Annotated in this window: 15 protein-coding genes and 3 pseudogenes; 9 read left to right on the forward strand and 9 right to left on the reverse strand. The window is 55.0% G+C overall.

Going from position 1 to position 19,128, the window contains the following annotated elements; translation table 11 throughout:
• Positions 1–201 precede the first annotated feature (201 nt).
• From PH7735_RS04020 to PH7735_RS04030, 3 genes and pseudogenes are all read left to right on the forward strand, one after another.
• Positions 202–1,158, forward strand: a pseudogene (locus PH7735_RS04020) (ABC transporter permease).
• Positions 1,159–1,161: 3 nt separating this feature from the next.
• On the forward strand, positions 1,162–2,019 hold the full coding sequence (locus tag PH7735_RS04025) for an ABC transporter permease (protein ID WP_058310010.1): 858 nt from the start codon (positions 1,162–1,164) through the stop codon (positions 2,017–2,019).
• A 3-nt stretch (positions 2,020–2,022) separates the two neighbouring features.
• A pseudogene (locus tag PH7735_RS04030) lies at positions 2,023–3,663 on the forward strand (ABC transporter ATP-binding protein).
• Between the two features lie 95 nt (positions 3,664–3,758).
• Here the strand turns inward: PH7735_RS04030 and PH7735_RS04035 are convergent.
• From PH7735_RS04035 to PH7735_RS04045, 3 genes are all read right to left on the reverse strand, one after another.
• Entirely contained in the window at positions 3,759–4,910 is a 1,152-nt protein-coding gene (locus tag PH7735_RS04035) for a 2Fe-2S iron-sulfur cluster-binding protein (RefSeq protein WP_058310011.1), read from the reverse strand.
• A 1-nt stretch (position 4,911) separates the two neighbouring features.
• Positions 4,912–5,952 (reverse strand): aromatic ring-hydroxylating dioxygenase subunit alpha, encoded by a 1,041-nt coding sequence (locus PH7735_RS04040; protein WP_058310012.1) that lies wholly within the window; start codon positions 5,950–5,952, stop codon positions 4,912–4,914.
• A gap of 113 nt (positions 5,953–6,065) precedes the next feature.
• Positions 6,066–6,968, reverse strand: a complete 903-nt coding sequence (locus PH7735_RS04045) for a LysR substrate-binding domain-containing protein (protein WP_082645123.1) — start codon at positions 6,966–6,968, stop codon at positions 6,066–6,068.
• A gap of 181 nt (positions 6,969–7,149) precedes the next feature.
• Here PH7735_RS04045 and PH7735_RS04050 point away from each other — a divergent pair.
• The 3 genes and pseudogenes from PH7735_RS04050 to PH7735_RS04065 all read left to right on the forward strand — a co-directional run bounded on the left by PH7735_RS04050 (position 7,150) and on the right by PH7735_RS04065 (position 11,310).
• Positions 7,150–8,648 (forward strand): annotated as a pseudogene (locus PH7735_RS04050) (ABC transporter substrate-binding protein).
• 76 nt (positions 8,649–8,724) lie between these two features.
• Entirely contained in the window at positions 8,725–10,095 is a 1,371-nt protein-coding gene (locus tag PH7735_RS04060; protein WP_058310016.1) for an FAD-binding oxidoreductase, read from the forward strand.
• A 15-nt stretch (positions 10,096–10,110) separates the two neighbouring features.
• Positions 10,111–11,310: an aminotransferase class I/II-fold pyridoxal phosphate-dependent enzyme gene (locus PH7735_RS04065; protein ID WP_058310017.1), complete on the forward strand. Its 1,200-nt coding sequence runs from the start codon at positions 10,111–10,113 to the stop codon at positions 11,308–11,310.
• 14 nt (positions 11,311–11,324) lie between these two features.
• Here the strand turns inward: PH7735_RS04065 and ftrA are convergent, their stop codons facing one another.
• Positions 11,325–12,311: a transcriptional regulator FtrA gene (gene ftrA, locus PH7735_RS04070; protein ID WP_082645188.1), complete on the reverse strand. Its 987-nt coding sequence runs from the start codon at positions 12,309–12,311 to the stop codon at positions 11,325–11,327.
• Positions 12,312–12,409: 98 nt separating this feature from the next.
• On the opposite strand from ftrA, the gene PH7735_RS04075 reads away from it, so the two are divergent.
• The 3 genes from PH7735_RS04075 to trhA all read left to right on the forward strand — a co-directional run bounded on the left by PH7735_RS04075 (position 12,410) and on the right by trhA (position 14,073).
• Complete coding sequence (locus tag PH7735_RS04075) at positions 12,410–12,793, forward strand: nuclear transport factor 2 family protein (protein ID WP_058310019.1); 384 nt, start codon at positions 12,410–12,412, stop codon at positions 12,791–12,793.
• Between the two features lie 64 nt (positions 12,794–12,857).
• Positions 12,858–13,238, forward strand: a complete 381-nt coding sequence (locus PH7735_RS04080; RefSeq protein WP_058310020.1) for a VOC family protein — start codon at positions 12,858–12,860, stop codon at positions 13,236–13,238.
• 190 nt (positions 13,239–13,428) lie between these two features.
• Complete coding sequence (gene trhA / locus PH7735_RS04085) at positions 13,429–14,073, forward strand: PAQR family membrane homeostasis protein TrhA (RefSeq protein WP_058310021.1); 645 nt, start codon at positions 13,429–13,431, stop codon at positions 14,071–14,073.
• Here trhA and PH7735_RS04090 read toward each other — a convergent pair.
• From PH7735_RS04090 to PH7735_RS04110, 5 genes are all read right to left on the reverse strand, one after another.
• Complete coding sequence (locus PH7735_RS04090; protein ID WP_058310022.1) at positions 14,068–15,168, reverse strand: S-methyl thiohydantoin desulfurase family protein; 1,101 nt, start codon at positions 15,166–15,168, stop codon at positions 14,068–14,070. The two genes, trhA and PH7735_RS04090, sit on opposite strands and share 6 nt — an antisense overlap.
• A 32-nt stretch (positions 15,169–15,200) precedes the next feature.
• Entirely contained in the window at positions 15,201–15,992 is a 792-nt protein-coding gene (locus PH7735_RS04095; RefSeq protein WP_058310023.1) for an ABC transporter permease, read from the reverse strand.
• Entirely contained in the window at positions 15,989–16,834 is an 846-nt protein-coding gene (locus PH7735_RS04100; protein ID WP_058310024.1) for an ABC transporter permease, read from the reverse strand. Before PH7735_RS04100 ends, PH7735_RS04095 begins: the two co-directional genes overlap by 4 nt.
• The gene (locus PH7735_RS04105) at positions 16,831–17,880 is read right to left on the reverse strand and encodes an ABC transporter ATP-binding protein (protein ID WP_058310025.1); all 1,050 of its coding nucleotides are present in this window, start codon (positions 17,878–17,880) and stop codon (positions 16,831–16,833) included. Before PH7735_RS04105 ends, PH7735_RS04100 begins: the two co-directional genes overlap by 4 nt.
• A gap of 61 nt (positions 17,881–17,941) precedes the next feature.
• Positions 17,942–18,991, reverse strand: a complete 1,050-nt coding sequence (locus PH7735_RS04110) for an ABC transporter substrate-binding protein (RefSeq protein ID WP_058310026.1) — start codon at positions 18,989–18,991, stop codon at positions 17,942–17,944.
• Positions 18,992–19,128: the final 137 nt, after the last annotated feature.

The following is a 19,128-nucleotide window of genomic DNA, read 5'->3' on the forward strand; positions in this document are numbered from 1 at the left end:
CCAATCCTTGGACATTATGACTATTATATTGTCATTAAAACTAGATTTATTTTCACTGCTGTCAACCGCGCGCCAACTCTTCAACAAAAGAGCATTCCTAAAGAGTTTCACAGCAAGACTGCGCTTGACGTTGCGTCTGTGTTCGTTCCATTTTGTTTAAATATAGACATAATGCAATACGCTAAGACAAAAGAAGCAGATATGAATTCAATCCTGTCTATCATCCTCAAGCGTTTGATGATTGGCCTCCTGACACTTTGGGTTGTCACAATCATCATTTTCGCAGCCATCGAATTATTGCCCGGCGATATTGCCACTGAAATACTCGGGCAGGCCGCTACAGAGGAAAGCCTTGCAGCCTTCCGGGAAAAATATGACCTGAACCGACCCGTTTACGAGAGGTACATCTCTTGGCTGTCGGGAGCCATGACCGGCGATTTCGGGGTTTCATTGGCCAACCAGAGGCCGATTTCCGTACTGATCTGACAGCGCACGGCAAACACGTTTTTTCTTGCGGCATATGCGGCGGCGATTGCCGTTCCAATCGCCGTTGTGTCTGGCATGATGGCGGCGCTTTACAATGGCTCGATGTTTGATCGCATACTTTCCAGCTCGACCCTGGCAGCGATTTCATTTCCCGAGTTTTTCGTGGCGTAGATCTTGATCCTTGTCTTTTCCGTGGGGTTGGGATGGTTTCCCAGTCTGGCCAACGTTGACGTTGATATGGGACTGGGCGAGAGACTTTATCTCACCTTCCTGCCTGCAATGACGCTCACGCTGATTGTGCTGGCTTATATGATGCGCATGACGCGGGCGGCCATTCTGAACCTCTTGGCATTGCCCTATATCGAAATGGCCCATCTCAAAGGCATCAAACGCTGTCGCGTTATCGCGGTCCATGCTTTGCCAAATGCGCTGGCCCCGATCATCAATGTGATCGCTCTCAACCTTGCGTATCTGATTGTCGGCGTTGTTCTGGTCGAGGTGGTCTTCGTCTATCCCGGTCTAGGTCAGGTTCTGGTGGATGCCGTTTCGAACCGAGATGTGACAGTCGTACAGGCGGCCTGTCTGATCTTCGCTGCGACCTATATTCTGCTCAATCTGTTGGCAGATATCTTGTCGATTGTCGCAAACCCTCGCCTTTTGCATCCGAGATAAACCATGCACAACTTGTTTCATCACCTTCGTGACGCGCCCACCTCGGCCTGGATCGGCATTGGTATCGTCGTCTTTTATGCCGTGCTTGCCGTGGGCGCACCGGTATTTGCCCCTTTCCCCGAAAGTGCCTCTGTGGGCAAACAGTATCAGCCTTGGGTAGCGCCATATTACCTTGGCACCGACGCCTTGGGGCGTGACCTGCTATCCCGCCTTATTTACGGCGCACGCAATACCGTTGGCATCGCGCTTGCGACGACGGCGCTGGCCTTTACGCTTGGCGCAACTTTTGGACTTTTGGCTACCACGCTTGGCGGGTGGTTCGACGCAATAAGCTCCCGTGTTGTTGATGTCTTGATGGCCATTCCGCCGCTGATTTTCGCTCTGCTTATCCTCACCATCACCGGCACATCTGTCATGGCATTGATCCTCGTGATTGCGGTGCTCGACAGCACGCGTGTGTTCCGGCTCTCTCGCGCGGTTGCGCAAGGCATCCTGACAATGGATTATATTGAGGTCGCACGCATGCGCGGAGAAGGATTGTTCTGGCTGATCCGCAAAGAAGTCTTGCCAAACGCGGCTTCACCGCTGGTTGCGGAATTTGGATTGCGGTTTTGCTTTGTGTTCCTGTTCATCTCGGCTTTGTCTTTTCTGGGGCTCGGCATTCAGCCCCCCACGGCGGATTGGGGCGGTATGGTGCGTGAAAGCGCAAAACTGATCTCTTTTGCGAATTTCTCGACGTGGCAGACCGCGACATTCGGGCTTGCGCCTTTGTTGCCGGCGGGTGCCATCGCGTTGCTGACAATTGGCGTTAATCTTGTTGTGGACTGGGTTCTGCACATGTCTTCCGGCCTGAAGGAATAAACCATGACTGCTGATCTTTTGCTGGATATGAAAAACATCGCGATCGAAGGACGGTCCGAGAGACAATGGAAACCCATTATCAAAGGCGTGGACCTTACCCTGAAGCGGGGCGAGATCCTGGGTCTGATCGGAGAAAGCGGCGCGGGCAAGTCAACGCTGGGTCTGGCTGCGATGGGATACACCAAAGGCGGGTGCCGGATCAGCGGGGGCAGCATCCTGTTTGATGGTCAAGAACTTGCTGGTGCCTCACACGAAACCCTGCGCCAATTGCGCGGTAAGCGGATCGCTTATGTGGCCCAATCGGCGGCGGCGGCGTTCAATCCGGCCTTCAAACTGATCAGCCAATATTGCGAAGCCCCCATCCAGCATGGGGTCATGTCGCAGGCCGAGGCGCAATCCGATGCTGTTGATCTTTAACGGAAAATCCGGCTGCCCAATCCGGATACAATCGGGTTTCGGTATCCGCATCAGGTGTCTGGCGGACAGTTGCACAGGGCAATGACCGCAATGGCCATGGCGTGCCGTCCCGATCTTATCATCTTTGACGAGCCGACAACGGCGCTGGACGTCACCACCCAGATCGAGGTTTTGTCTGCAATTCGCGACATCGTTCACGAATACAATACGGCCGCGATCTACATCACGCATGATCTGGCTGTTGTGGCGCAGATGGCGGACCAGATCAAAGTCCTGCTGCGAGGGGAAGAGGTCGAAGAGGCACCGGCCCGCGATATGCTGGCCAACCCTCAAGAGGACTATACCAAGTCGCTCTGGGCCGTACGCGAATTTCGGCGCGCCCCCGTCCCCCCGCGAGAAGGCGGGGACAGCGTTATGCTGGACGTCAAAGGCGTGCACGCCTCTTATGGCACCGTAAAAGTTTTGGAAAACATTGACCTGACGATCAATCGCGGCAGCACGGTTGCGGTCGTCGGGGAAAGTGGATCAGGGAAGTCGACCCTTGCACGGGTGATTATGGGCCTTCTGCCGCCCACCGACGGGACAATCGAATACGACGGCAAAGAGCTGCCCAAAGCGGGCAAGAACCGCTCTCGCGACCTGCAGCGTCATATTCAGATGATCCACCAGATGGCGGATACAGCCTTGAATCCAAAGCAACGCATCAAAGATATTATTGGCCGTCCTCTGGAGTTTTTCCTTGGTCTCAAGGGGGCAAAGAAAGAGGCCCGTATCAGAGAGTTGTTGACCCTGATCGAGCTGGACGCAGATGAGTTTATGAACCGTTTGCCGTCTGAATTGTCAGGAGGTCAAAAGCAACGTGTGTGTATTGCACGCGCTTTGGCGGCCGAACCAGATTTCATCATCTGTGACGAGGTGACATCTGCGTTGGACCAATTGGTCGCCGAAGGCATTCTGCGCCTTTTGGACCGGCTGCAACGGGAGCTGGATCTGACATACATGTTCATCACACATGACATTGCGACGGTGCGGTCCATCGCAGACGATGTGGTGGTCATGCAAAACGGTGTCATCGTAGAGCAGGGGGCCAAGGATGCGATTTTCACACCGCCCCATGCGCCCTACACTGAATTGTTGCTTTCTTCTGTGCCGGAAATGGATCCGGATTGGCTCACTCAGCTTTTGGCGGAACGAGAAGCCGAGACCGCACTGGAAGAGCCGGCCTGACGTCTTTCAGCTTTAGCAAAACGAAAGCCGCGCCCCCATGGAATTCACTCCTTGGGGGCGCAGTTCAGTTAAAGGGGCGCGTTTTGCGTCCAAGTTCAAAGATCAAGAACAACCGGTCCTTTGGGGCGTGCACAGCAGATCAAAACCTGCCCTGCCTCCGGTGCGTGAAGCGGTTCTTCAAAGTATTCTACGTCACCTGACACCAACCCACATTTGCAAGAGTTGCAGATGCCTGCGCGGCAAATGAACTCTGGGTCTAAGCCGGCATCTTCCGCCAGTTCAAGCAATGACTCTGACGAGCCATCCCAATGCGCCGAGACATTTGAACGTTGAAACGACACATCGCCTTCGGACTGGCTTGCGGAAGCAACAGGTTGATCCGCATCTTCATCTGCGGCAGCCCAAGCATCCGGGTTCGTCAGAAAAGTGAGCGACTGGATGGTCGGGGTAGCCAAAGATGCAGCCTTCGATGGTGCCGTTCCTTTCGCCAGTGCCTCTAACGAGCCCGCCTTGCCAAAGAACTCATAGGAAATCCGTCCTTTGGGCACGCCCAATTCCTGTAACAATTGGTACATTGCCACCATGAAAGGCGTCGGGCCGCACATATACACGTCATAGTCACCGATAGGGATGTGTTGGCGCAAAAATGCGGCATCGATGACACCCTCTGCATCAAACAGCTTTGCCGCGCGATCGGCATCAGACGGGCGGCGATAGACAAAGCGCGCCGTGATCCGGTCGTTTTGAAGCGCCAGCACCTCGTCACGCAATGCATGCACCTTGCCGTTTTCACAGGCATGAAGGAAATGCACTTCGCGATCTGTCTGGGACAGCCGGTGCAGCATCGACACCATGGGCGTCAAACCCACTCCGCCCGACAACAGCAGCACAGGGCGGTCGCTGGCTTCATCCAGAAAAAACGTTCCCCGCGGGGCCGCCACGTCCAGCGTTGCATCAACATCGATGTGGTCGTGCAGCCAGCTTGATCCGACACCATCCGGTGCGCCGTTGTGGCCTGTTTCGCGCTTGACCGTAATGCGATGATACTGCGCCTCTGACGGATCACCGGAAACGGAATACGTTTTCAGAACAGGCTGGTCTGATCCGGGCACGCGCAGGGTTAGGTATTGACCCGGTTTTGCGTCCCAGACAGGCGCCCCGTCGGTGGGTTCCAGATAGAACGAGGTGATGATGTCACTTTCAATCACCTTGTGCGCGACGCGGAATTCACGAAAACCATCCGCCATCTTACTGGCTCATCTTTTCGTCAACCAGCGCCTCTTCGGCGATCATGGCTTCCAGCTGGCGACGGAACCGAAGTTGTCCCGCATCGATCCCGAGATCGATATGGGGCGACGTCTTTTCGGTCATTCCGATCTGCACTTCGTCCAGAACCGCGCGATCTTCTTCAAAGGCGCCACGCACGTCTTCGCTCATCATTTTTGACAGCTCTTCATCGTCTGGGCGGATGTTGCGCAGCTGGAACCAGCAATAGCGGGTTTCGGTTTCGGTCGTCGGCGTCATGAAGTTGTAGCTGTCCATGACAAAGGTGTTTTCGTGCAGAGTGCCGTCGACACCACCTGTGCCCGCGGGGGTGAAAATCGCCCGGATCAACGCATGTCCGGGATACCGCACTTCATAGTGTTGCAGACGGTCGCAATTGCCCTCGAATTCAATCACTTTCTTGTAGAAGGGGGCGGGTTCGTGATCCATCATCCAACGGTGAACGATGACGCCGGTATCTGTTTTAGTGACACGCAATGGTGTGTCCTTGGTTGCGTCGGCCGCAAACGAGGATTCGTGGACCCATGCGACATGGGTGGGATCAAGAAGGTTGTCGCACATGAAGAGATAGTTGCACTTCAGCTCCATCGCGGCACCACGGTTGATGCCCCATTCGGGACTGTCAAAGTTCGGGATATCGATGATGTCTTCAATATCGGCGATGGCCGCGTTGCCCATCCAGATCCAAACCAGACCATATTTTTCATGCACAGGATAGGGCCGGACCCGCGCAGCGGACGGGATGCGACCGCCCCCCGGAGCCCAGACACACTGGCCGGCACAGTCAAAAGTCAGGCCGTGATATCCACACTCGACGTTGTTGTCCTTGATCCGCCCCTTTGACAACGGAAGCTTGCGATGCGGGCAGGCATCCTCCATCGCGATGACTTCACCTTCGTCATTACGGAACATGCAAATCTTCTCGCCAAGTACAATGACTTGTTGCAAATCGTTGACGATCTCGCTGCTCCAGGCGGCGACATACCATGCGTTTTTCAGAAACATTCGACTTCCTAGCTGATGTGGGTTCATTGGCTTATTTGTCTAGATGATACGCCGGCGCGTACGTCAAAAAAAACCAACTCAATGCGCTCGCATTGTTTAGGAAATCTAATCTTTTAGTTCGACGACTCGGATAGAATCCAATTCAGGAAATTGCGGTTCATTTTGCTTTCCAGCGTCAACGGCCCCCAGTAAATGTAATAGGGTTCCGGCATTTTCAAAGAGTGCTGTGAAATTCGGATCAATCGGCCTTGGCCAAGGTCCGCAGATGCAAAAGACAGCTGTGCCAATGCGATACCCTGACCATTGGCAACCGCTTCGAGGGCTGAGCTGGATAAAGAGTGAACGGATGTCGGTTTTGAGAACGGTTCGGGTAGCCCTAAAGATGTGAGCCAAGAGCCAAGCCTTGGAACCGTCGCATATTCTGGACCCCAGTCGATATCGACCCATGGCAACTCGGGCAGATATTCTTGATCCAGCGCTTGAGGGTTTTCTTTTAGAAACTCTGGAGAACAAACAGGAAAGCAGGCGTCATGAAACAGAACGCGGGAATGAGGAAACGTATCAGAAACAGATCCATACGTTAGTCTGAACATATGATCCAGAAACGCGGGGTCAGGTTCGCCGTGTGTTGCCTCAAGACGAATTGAGGCTTCGCCATATTGTGATTCAAAGCTGTGAAGTCGCGGTTGCAACCACTTGAGCAACAGCGTTGGCAGGCCTGATACATGTATGTCCAGCTCGGACGCTTGGTGTGCCAGCAAGACATGTGCCTGTTTCAGTTTTTCAAAACCGGTAGAGAGGATTGCGTGATATGTCACCGCTTTGGGCGCAAGGGCAGCGCGGCGGCCGTCTTTCATAATGAGTGGCATCTGCAGGTGTTCTTCAAGAAGCTTGATTTGCTGACTGATTGCACCGGGGGTTACGCCAAGCTCTCTTGCGGCGGCATTCACAGAGCCAAGTCTGCCGAAGCTCTCGAAGGCTTGCATGGCACGTAAGGGTGGCAGGATGGATTGCATAGTGTGCCTAAAGTTAAAGCGCTTAGATCTAACGTCAAGAATACTGAACGGTACCGCTACAAAATTGGTTTGTCACGAGTAATGTAGCCTTTTAGCATATTAAATATAGACATAATATGAGGCCGCGTTTTCTATTTGTTTGTTTCCCGAAAAGAGGAGGCAAACCTACCAGGAGAAGCCAATGACAATTACCACAAACCGTCGTGTCCTTTTGCTTGGGGCGAGCGCCCTTGGAGCAACGGCCCTTCTTGGTCTTTCGGGTCAACCCCTTCGGGCCGCGACACCATCAATAGGTGGGACGCTTCGGCTCGGGATTGGCAGCGTTGATTCAGGTGAAACGCTTGATCCACAAGCAACCGAGACGAAGTTCACGCAGAACCTGCAATGGCAGCTTCGCAATAACCTGATCGAAGTTGGCGCAGGCGGTGTTCTTATTCCCGAACTCGCGACCAGCTGGGACGCGAACGAAGATTTGACGGTCTGGACATTCAAACTGCGTCAGGGTGTTGAATTCCACAATGGCAGGATCATGGATGCTGATGACGTTGTTTTCTCGATCAAGCTGCATTTGGGCGAAGACAGCTATTCTCAGGTTAAATCCCTCGTATCCGTCATCAGCGATGTTCAAGCGACAGCGTCTGACGAGGTCACGATTACCCTGAATGCGCCAAACGCGGGCTTCCCGCCGGTTTTGGCCCTGACATGCCTTTATATTGTACCAGCAGACGACATGAACTTTGACGCTGGCATCGGCACCGGTCCGTATATTCTTGAAATCTACGAACCCGGTGTAAAATCCATCGTGCGCAAGAACCCCAACTACTGGAAGGCTGACCGCGCGCATTTCGACTCGGTTGAGATGCTGGCGATCCGTGACGTAAATGCGCGTACAACCGCCCTGCAAACCGGTCAGATCGACGCGATGAATTCGGTCGATCCCACCACGGCAAACCTGTTGGCTGCGATGCCCGGTGTCGATCTTTTGCAGACACAGGGCAAAGTGCATTATTGCTTTAGCATGATCACAACCGATCCCTTGTTTGCGGATGCCCGCGTGCGCAAGGCGATGAAGCTTTCGATCAACCGATTTCAACGGCTTGCGAATACCACAATGCGGACATTTCCCAGCACGAGTACGATCCAGAGCAGGCGAAATCGCTTTTGAATGTGGCGGGCGCAGAAGGACTGGCGACGACTTTGCACGCGTCTAACACCCCCTTCACCGGAGCCGTGGACGTCGCGCAGTTGTTCAGCGAACATGCCGCCGCCGCAGGTATCAACATCACGGTTTCACGCGAACCCGAAGACGGGTATTGGTCCAACATCTGGGGCAAGAAACCGTTCTTTGCATCGCGCTGGTCGGGGCGAGCAACCGAAGACCTGATGTTGTTACTGGGTTACTCCAAAGAGGCTTTGGGCGGATATAATGCCACCAACTGGGACAATGATGCGTTCAATGTCGCGCTGACAGCTGCACGTTCGGAAAAAGATGATGCCAAACGGCGCGCTCTTTACGCCGAATGCCAGTCGATCGTGGCCGAAGATGGTGGCCTGATTGCGCCGGTCTGGGCAGATTTCCTTGATGCGAAATCAAGCAAAGTGTCCACGCCTGACGCGATATCCGGCGACTGGGATCTTGACGGCAACCGCTGTGCGGAACGCTGGTGGTTTAACGCCTAAGTTTTAGCCCACTCATGATGCGGACCGTGAGAGATCGCGGTCCGCATCCGTTTCTGACACTTACGCAAGATGCAAGATGCCTGACTCCCTGAACAACCTGCTTACGGCCCTGAAACCACAATTCGCGGATCGGCTTTTGACGTCGGACGCGGCTCGCGAACACCATGGCAGCGGTGAAAGCCACCTTACTCCGGCTTGGCCGGACGCCATTGTCATGGTTCAATCCACAGAAGAGGTTTCGGATGTATTGGCGGCCTGCACCTGCTATGGCGTACCGGTCATTCCCTTTGGAGCCGGCTCTTCGATCGAAGGCCAGATCCACGCCCCACATGGCGGGATCAGCCTTGATATGTCCGCGATGCATGCGATCCTGTCTGTGCAGGACACTGACATGGATTGCACCGTTCAATGCGGCGTGACCCGACAGGCCTTGAACGAACATTTGCGCGTCACGGGATTGTTCTTTCCGGTCGAGCTTGGGGCCCACGCAACGTTGGGGGGGATAGCGGCGACGCGTGCCTCGGGAACAACCACAGTGCGCTATGGCTCGATGCGTGATCTCGTTCTCGGGATGACCATTGTGATGCCGGATGGCGAGATTATCAAAACGGGCGGGCGGGCGCGGAAATCTTCGGCGGGCTACGATCTGACCCGCCTGTTTATCGGCTCCGAAGGGACACTTGGCGTCATCACCGAATTGAACTTGCGCCTGTTCGGTGTGCCGGAAGCGACGCAAACCGCCATGTGCAGCTTTGCGACCATCGAAGATGCCACCCAAACCGTTGTTATGGCATTGCAATGTGGTTTGTCATTGAACCGGATCGAACTGGCAGACAGGTTACAAATGCAAGCGATCAACAGGTATTCCAAAACGGATTTACCTGAATCGCCAACCCTTTGGGTCGAACTGACAGGCGCGCCTGCGACGGTTGAAAACGATATGGAAGTGTTTGAAGGGCTCGCAGAAACCGCAAGCCGGTTTGACCGCGCCACAACCGCAGAGGACGCTTCCCGGCTTTGGCGCGTGCGCCATGATGCGCTGTATGCATCCCGTGCGCTGCGTCCTGGCATCAAAGGCATTTCAACGGATGTTTGCGTGCCCATCTCGCAATTGCCCGCAATTATCAGTGAAATTCAGGATGTGATCGCAACGACGTCTATACAGGCCCCGCTTGTGGGGCATGTCGGGGACGGGAATTTTCATCTGGTTCTGCTTTATGACCCTGAAAACCAGGACGAGGCCCAAGAGGCCCGCCATATCAACACGCAACTTGTTGAGATGGCCCTTAAAATGGGGGGGACCTGTACGGGTGAACACGGCGTCGGATTGGGTAAAAAAGCCTATCTTACTGCCGAGCATGGGCCCGCTCTTGGGGTGATGCGCCGCATTAGGAACGCCCTTGATCCAGACAATATCATGAACCCCGGCAAGATCTTCGATCTTTGACCTTTAGGAAATTTTATGCTCGTATCTGCCCCTCATAACCTCATCCGCACAGACGTTACCAAGCTTCCTGACTATAACGCGGGACTGGCGCTGGATTTGTTCAAAGCCACCTATGGCATTAACTGTCTTGCCAAACTCGACAGCAACGAAAGCCCGCTTGGCCCATTACCCCGCGCCATTGCGGCCATGCAGGATGCCGCTGCTGGGGTCGGGCGTTATCCGGACGCTGCAAATACCGCGCTGCGCGACCTGATCGCCAAAACGGTTGGCACGAACAAAGACAACATCATTTTTGGCAACGGGTCCGAAGACCTGATCGGCGCACTGTTTCGGGCTGTTATTCGTCCACAAGATCAAGTTGTCACAATTTGCCCAAGCTTTGGCCTGCATGAATTCGGGGCGATGATGTTCGGCGCACATGTGACCAAAGTTCCGTTCAATTCGGATTGGTCTTTTCCGGTAGAAGGCCTGTGCGACGCCTTGCGCAACAAGCCACGCGTGCTGATTTTTTCGTCGCCCAGCAATCCCGCGGGTCCGGTGATCACCGAGGCGGAATTTCGACAGGTTATCTCGGCGGCTGATCCCGAAACTTTCATCTGTTTTGATGAGGCGTATGTTGAATTTGTTGAAGAGGATAACCGGTTCGATGCTCTGGCAATTCTGGCCGAGACAGGGAAACCTTCGATTGTGCTGCGCACCTTCTCCAAGGCCTATGGCCTTGCTGGCGCACGCGTCGGGTATGGGATCGCAAGTGATCCCCTGTTGATCAAAGCCCTGATGAAGACCCGCAATCCGTTCGGGGTGAACGCGCTGGCCGCCTGTGCTGCGGTCGAGGCAATTGGCGACACGGCCCACCTGGATCAGGTGGTGAAACTGGCAACTCTGGAACGTAAACGCGTCTCTGCTGCGCTTGCTGACAAGGGCTTTGCCTCTGCGCCGACACAAACCAATTTCGTGTTTTTTGACACAGGGGCGCCGGCCAGCATTCTGGCAGAGAATCTGCGCAATAAGGGCGTGTTGATCAAAGCATGGCAAGAAGCCCCCTTCGAAAACTGGGCGCGTGTCACCATGGGATCACCTGCCGAAAACGACCTTTTCCTGAACGCCCTATCGATTTATGAGGATCGGTTCCACATCGCAGGTCTGATCCCGAACGGCAACAAAAGGGGCGTCCCGACCTCGTGTCTGACGCCCCGCTTTACGACGATTTTCTAAAACCTGCCTTATCATCAAGGCTCATGAGGCGCCCCCAGACGCTCGCGGTATCTGATAGGGGGGACGCCCATCGTTTTGCGAAAATCCCGACGAAAGGTTTCCGCAGATCCGAACCCGCAGACTTCCCAAATGTCCGATAAAGGTGTGGTACCGTTCTCTAGCAGCTCGGCAGCGCGCGACACACGTTCTGTCTTGAGCCAGTTCAGCGGGGTTGTTCCGGATTCCTCGTGAAACCGTCGTGCCAAAGTCCGCCCGCTTGTCGCGGCGGCGCTGGCCATGCGTTCAACCGGCCAGTCCTCGTCAAGCGAGGCGCGAATGCGGTCCTGAAGGGCCGCGAGGCCCGAACCTGCGCGGGTTTTGGGTTCCGGTCGCGGCACAAACTGCCGTTGGCCTCCATCCCGCTGGGCCGGCAGAACCAACCGGCGCGCCACAGAGGCGGCAACTTGCGCGCCAAAATCCTGTCGGATGATATGCAGGCCGAGATCAAGCCCCGCTGCAGACCCCGCCGAGGTATAGACACGGTCACCTTCCACAAACAGGACGTCCGGATCGACATCAATTTCGGGAAAGCGTTCGGCAAGCAGGTCTGTGTACCGCCAATGGGTTGTTGCACTTTTCCCGTTCAAAAGCCCGGCCGCCGCCAAAACAAAGACCCCCGAACAGATTGAAGCAATGCGCGCGCCCCTGTCATATGCCGCCCGCAATGCCGAACAAAGCTCTTCGGGAACCGGTGTATCGGCGCCACGCCACCCTGGAACGATGATCAGGCTGGCGTCTTGCAGCATGCCGAGATTTTCTTCCGCGTCCAATGTGATACCACCAACCGCGCGAATGGGGCCGGGCTCCGCCTTTACGGTTGCAAACCTGTACCAATTCTCAAACTCCGGACGCGGCAGGGCAAAAAGCTCGACAGAGATCCCAAATTCAAACGTGCACAATCCGTCATAGGCAATCGCGCAAACAAGTGGGTGTTTTTCAGGAAAAGAGGCAAATTTTGTCATGTTGGCAGAATCCGACCGAATGTTGTCAATTAAGCCAGTATCGCGATCTGTGCGTTGGTGGCAAGACTGGATCATCAAAACAAAACGGAAACCGGATCATGACTTTTCAAACAGACCTTCTCGCCGCAATCGATACCTATTTTGACGCCATTCATTTTTGTGACACGGAAAAGCTGAACGCCGTTTTTCACCCTCAGTCGAGCCTGTTCGACGCTGACAACGGCACCGTTTTTGTCGAACCGATTGACAGCTTTAGCCGGGACGTCGCGGGGCGCGTGTCACCGGCCAGCACTGGCCAGCCTCTGGAGGCCGAGGTTTTGTTGATCGACTTTCTGTCCCCGATCAGTGCGACAGTGAAAATTCGAATTCGGGCACACCAAAGCATCTTTGTGGATCACCTTGGGTTTGTTCTGGGGGCAGATGGATGGCAGATCGTCTCGAAGATCTGGCATCTCGAAAACACGGTTGAAACAACGGAATAATGCGGACCGAAACGATGGTGGCGCGGATCAGAGCGCTGAAAATAACAATTGAAAGAAAAGACAAATGACAAAAATGAATGCGGTTGGATGGTTCGATATCTACGTTGATAACATGGACCGCGCCGTCGCCTTCTACGAGGCGATGCTCGAGACCAAACTAGACCCGATCATTGACCCAACCGGCGAGTCCCAGATGATGAGCTTTCCAGCCGAGATGAGCGCCTATGGTGCAGGTGGTGCTTTGACCAAAACCCCACACGCGGGTCCCGGCGTCGGTGGCACCATTGTGTATTTCATGGTCGAAGACTGCGCCGTGCAACAACAGCGCGCGCAAGAGGCGGGCGGCACCGTCATCAGACCCAAATTCTCGATTGGCGAGTTTGGCTGGGTTCTTCTCTGCCAAGATACCGAAGGGAATATGATCGGGTTTAATTCCATGACTTAGGTGTCCCCTTAGTCAATAAATTGATGGGTGGCGCAACCGCACACATTGCGCCACCCACCCGTCATTGCGCCGTTGCACTCGGTCTTGTTGTCCAAAGGTGTATGCGCAGCACGCGCTGCCTGACGTTCCGGCACACTGGACATGGAAAAAACGAGCGCCTAGACCAAGGTTGCCTTTTGACCGAGCTGCAATGACCACACCAAACTACCCAAGTTCTGAACTGTCTCATCGTCGCGCTGATCAGGTCGTGCATATTGTCGGGCTGACGTTGATCCTGACGGCAGGGGCCGTGTTGATCACAAAATCCGTTGCTCGCCTCGACACAGGGCTAACGCTCGCGGTTGTGATTTATGTTCTTTGCGCGTTGCTCTCCAACCTTGCGTCCTGCGCCTATCACTTTTTGCCGTGGCACAGTCGCCGCAAATTGCTTCGTCGTATGGATCACGCCGCGATTTACCTGAGCATCACCGGTACGTTCACGCCCTTCTTTGTTCAGGCAAATACGACGTGGACCATCACGTTGCTTTGTGTGTGCTGGGGGCTGACGCTTGCTGCGATTTGGCACAAAGTAACCCACGAAACGGTCAAAACACGCTGGTCAACGGCCTCGTATCTTGGGCTGGGCGCCATCGGGTTGAGCGCCTTTTCCGAGATGGGGACTATTCCGTCATCCAGCCTGTGGTGCATCGGGGGGGGGGCCGTGTGTTATGTTCTTGGCACGACATTCTATGCGCGCAAGACGATCCCCTATCGATATGCGATCTGGCACACTTGGGTCATTATGGGCGGTGCCGCGCTGTATGCAGGGATCTGGCTGGCGCTTCTGCCCTCATGAAACCGCTGGCCGATAGGGTTGATCAATTCCCGCATACGAGGGACCAAATGCCAAAAGGCCTTTTTCCGTCGTAAAGGGTTTGGGTGCAGGCAATACCACCACCGCAACGCTTTGGCCGGTATAGTAGTTCGGGTTGGTAACTGGCGCGCCGGTTTCCGTGTCGATCAGGCAGATCATATCGGGAATTGTGGCATGGATTTCGCCGTTTAACCTTCCGGTCATATTCTCGTTCTTGAGCCAGATTTTATATGTGTCGCTTTCAAACGACCCTGATCCGGCAATTTCGATGTTTCCGTATGTAAACCCGTCTCTGGTTTCCCAATCACAGGCGCTGACACTTCCCCGAAAGGCGACAAGGCCCGCGCCTTGATCGGCAATGGCCTGTGCGATGTCACCGCCTTTGGCGCGTGTTTCACGCCAGACCTGGCCCATTTCCAGAGCAAAGGAGATCGCGCCGGGAATGACTGCGTGCCGGATCTCGCGGATTTCCAATGCGTGGTCGATGGCTGCAATGTCGTTACGGCTGACCATGGAAAGCGCACGTACGATATGCTCGGCCCGCGCGTCGTCCAAAACATTCTCGCATATGATGGCTTCGCCAAATTCGTTGGCCATGACAATCGGGGCCGCGGGCAAACCATGGATGTAATAGGTCGAATGGGTGATTTCGGGAACCGCACGGCCCGCCGGATCGGCATCAATGATATAGGCCCCTGCCATTGCTGCCGCATAAAAGGCCGTGGCCGTGTTTGATCCGCCCAGTTCACAAGAGATAGTGCCGTAAAAGGAGCGCCCGAGATATTCCTCAAAACGCGCGTAGGCGGCAAGTATGGAAGACACATCGGACCGCGGCAAGCGATCGTAAAGGCGTTCTTCTTCTTCGGGCAAAGCCGAAATCGCCCCAAGCATATAGGGCGTGCAAACCAACGCATCCTGCGGGGCTTCGTCCAGATCAACCATGCGGAACTCTTTGCCCTTTGAAAGCGCATCATCGATCATGGCAAAGCCTTCGGACAACTCGCCCCCACCCCCGGTTCCGAGGATCGCCGCGCCATAAAGAATGTCTTCCAGATCTTGCCGAGACAGCGTTTTCATGGGTTCAGTCCTGTATCAATGCGGGACGCGGCTTAGTCGCGCGATGCCCCGAGAAGTTTCAGAAGGTCGGTGATCATCGACAGCAAAAGCAGCACGCCGATGGTCAGAATGGCAAAGCCCATCGCGGCCGAGGCCACGACCGGCGTATAGCCGTATCGCACGTTGTTAAAGATGCGGATCGGCAGGGTCTCAACGGCAAAGCCGGATACCATATAAGAGATCAGGTATTCATTCACGCTGATGATGGCGACCAGAGCATAACCCGTGATGATGTAGGGCAGAACCAGCGGGAAGATCACCTTTGCGAATGTCTGCCACGGTGTTGCGCCCATTGTGCGTGAGGCTTCGATCACATCATCCGACAACGCGGCGAACCCGCGCGCAATGATGACCAGGGGCAGGGTCACAAAGAACACCCCGTGCGAGATCACTGTAGCCTCGGCGCGGCCATACCAGCCCATCTCGGCCCAAAAGACACTTGCGCCCATAGCGATAATGATCGGCGGCAACATGAAAGGGCCGACACCCAAGGCAAAGACCAGCTTGCCAAACCCCGATTTAAGGCGCCACAGAACATAGTTGGCGGCAAGTGCGATCGTCACGGACAGCAAACCGGCAAAGGCTGCAATCACCAAAGAATTCCGGATCGGGATCAACCAGTCTTTTTGGGTCAAAAGCTCGGTATACCAACGCGCCGAAAACTCTTTTGGCGGAAACGAGATATTGCTCTCGGCGCTGATGGACACACCGGCCACAATCAGGAAGGGCAGGATCAGCCCAACGGCGATGGCCGTTACAAAAAGACGTTTCAGGAAAGCGCTCATGACGAAGCCTCCCTTTTGCGAGAGGCCAGCATCAGGCCCCCAATGATCAGAAGGGTGAAGAGCAGCATGATGACCGAAAGCGCGGCACCAAGCGGCATGTTGGCGTCACCCACGGCTTTGTCCGTGATGATGACGGTCATGTTCCAGTCTTGCGGCCGGCCAAGCATCGTGGGCATCACGAACACCCCGAGGAAATAGACAAACATCGTCGCAACAGAAGACACGATGGCGGGCGTGAAATTCGGCAATACGACCTTGTAAAAGACCCGTGCAGGCGGGGTGCCCAATGTCAAAGCGGCCTCTTCGATACTTCGGTCACGCTGTGCCATCTGCGGATAGAACATCAGCGCCACCAGCGAGAACCCCAACGTGATGAAACCAATCAGCATGGCACCGAAACTGGGCGAAAGCGACCGCGGGTTTTCCCACAGCCCGACCCAGCCAAGGAACTTGGGGATGCCCGAGCTTTCAGAAAACAGGATGAGCCAGGCAAAGCCGATAATCACTTCGCTGAGGCACATCAAAGACAGCAAAAGGATGACCCAGAACAGCTGCCACCGGCGATGCATGTCCACGATGATATACATGGCCGGAAAGGCCAGCAGGACCACGACAAGCGCGCCCAGCGACGCCGACCAGAGGGACCGCATCGAGATCGTATAGTAAAACGACGAGAAAAACTTGGCATAGTTGTCCCAGACAAACGACACCTTGTAGAACCCCAACGGGTCACGTTCGTAAAAGCTGACCACGATCATGAAAGCCAGCGGTGCCAGAAAGAACACCACCATCATGGCCAGAGGAAACAGCCCGATGAGATATGGGACAAGTGAACGCTTCATGACAGGATGACCCAGGCATGGCTGAGGTCAAACTGGATTTCCGCGCGATCTCCAACCTGAAAGTCGGGTGCGCGATCAGATACCATTGTGTGAATGAATGTGCGCTCTCCGACACTCAGTTCCGTCTCGACAGATGCCCCCAAATGCCTGACAAAATCGACCGTTCCGATGAGACCGGATTCATCGGCTGACACGGGTTTCAGGCGTACATATTCGGGGCGTACCGCGATGGTGTACTTGCCCGACAAAGCCGCAAGGTCGCCCTGTGGCGATCCCAGATCAACACCGTCCAGCATCACGGGGCCGCCTTGTGAAAACTCGGGGCTGAAAATGTTGTTGGTTCCCATAAAGTCTGCAACGAACCGTGTTTGCGGGCGGGCGTAGACTTCGGTCGGTGATCCGGCCTGTTCGATACGGCCTTCGTTCAGGATCACGATGCGATCCGCGATCGACATGGCTTCGTTCTGGTCATGGGTGACAAAGATCGTTGTGACACCCAGTTTGCGCTGCAACTTTTTGACCTCGATCTGCAGGTGTTCACGCAGACCCGCATCCAGCGCACTAAAAGGTTCGTCCATCAGGAACAGGGTTGGCTCAATCGCCAGCGCGCGGGCAATGGCCACGCGCTGGCGCTGGCCGCCCGAAAGGGCCGAAACAGGGCGCTCGAACAATCCGGTCAACCCGACCACCTCGAGCAGATCCCGGGCACGGGCCAGTCGCGTATTTTTGGCAACGCCGCGCACGTCCAGCCCGTAGGCGATGTTCTGACCAACATTGAGATGCGGAAACAACGCAAGACTTTGAAAGACCATGCCAACATTGCGTTTGTGACAATGCACCTTCGTAAGGTCGGCACCTTCCAGCAACATTTCGCCAGAGGTTTGATCCTCCAGACCGGCGATGATGCGCAGCAAGGTTGTCTTGCCACAGCCAGAGCCGCCGAGCAGGCAAATGAACTCGCCCGAGGCGATGTCCAGATTCACATCCTCAAGGGCCTGAAAGTTGCCAAAAGTCTTCTGGATGTTCTTGAGCGAAAGCCGCGCCATTGCACTGTGCCTTTTTGTGTGTCGGGTCGGCGTCTGTGCACCAACCCGACAAGAGGGTGTGTTACTGGGAGATCATCTCGAGATACTTATCCGACAACCAGTCCCCTTCGCGCAGGTGAATGTGGGTCTGGCTGCGAATGGGCGTGCCCGAGCTTCCGACCGATGCGAATTCTTCATCGGTCAGATCCATCGCGTCGCGTTTTGCGACGGGCGCAACGCCAAGGTTGCGGGCCATTTCTGCCTGCACGTCCGGACGGATCATATAGTTGATGAACTTCTCGGCGGCTTCGATGTTTTTAGAGTCGCGTGGCACGATCCAGTAAGCATCCCCCAGAATGCCGCCTTCTCGTGGGAAAGTCGAAACAACCGGCAGGCCGTCCATGGCCGACAACATTGTAACATCGTGATAGTAAAGGCCACCAACCAGCTCTCCGGCTTCAAGGCTTTGTTGGAACTGTCCCTCATCGCGATACCAAAGCTGGACCTGCGGTTTGAGTTCGGCAATCTTGGCGATCACCTTTTCCAGACCTTCGCGGGTTTCCATCACGTCATAGCTGCCAAAGAACGTGAGCGCGGTTGCTTCCATCAGGCCGCTGTTGGCATTCGAGGTCAGGCCAAGTTTCCCATCCCAATCACGGGTCCACAGATCGGCCCAAGATGTCGGTGCCTCTGCCACGGTATCGGTATTGGTCACAAATGTCGTAAACCACGATAGGGCGCCGACGGCATTCAGGTTGCCGTTATCACTTGTTTTGGTGAATCCGTCCAAAAGTGTTTGTGTGTTGGGAATATTGTCGGCGTTCAGGTTTGCCCACAAATTGATGGATTGTCCGCGAACGAAAACTTCGTCGGCAACAAGTGACAGGTCCGCTGGGGCCTTCTTGGCACGTGCGGCGTTGGTCAATTGCGTCAACCAGGCCTGATCTGCCGGTTGTGCAATCGAGCGAACGGTGATGCCGGTTTCCTCTGTGAAACCGGGGTAGATGACTTCTTTGAGGGTTTCCTCAAAAAAGCCGCCCCATGCACTGACTGTGATTTCTTCGGCAAAGACACCGCTGCCGGTCAGCGCAGCACAGCTGGCAACGAGGGTGAAAGTTTTACGCAAGCTCATCGGTAAGGCTCCCTGAGTGAAAGGCATGTGCCACGCCTTAAATCCAGGCGCGACGAATTGAATTGCCTCGACCTTAGATAGCCACCCCTGACGGAACCATATCAATCTGTTGATACAAGTATAAGCCAGTCGACATG

It is taken from the genome of Shimia thalassica (assembly GCF_001458215.1).
GTDB lineage: Bacteria > Pseudomonadota > Alphaproteobacteria > Rhodobacterales > Rhodobacteraceae > Shimia > Shimia thalassica.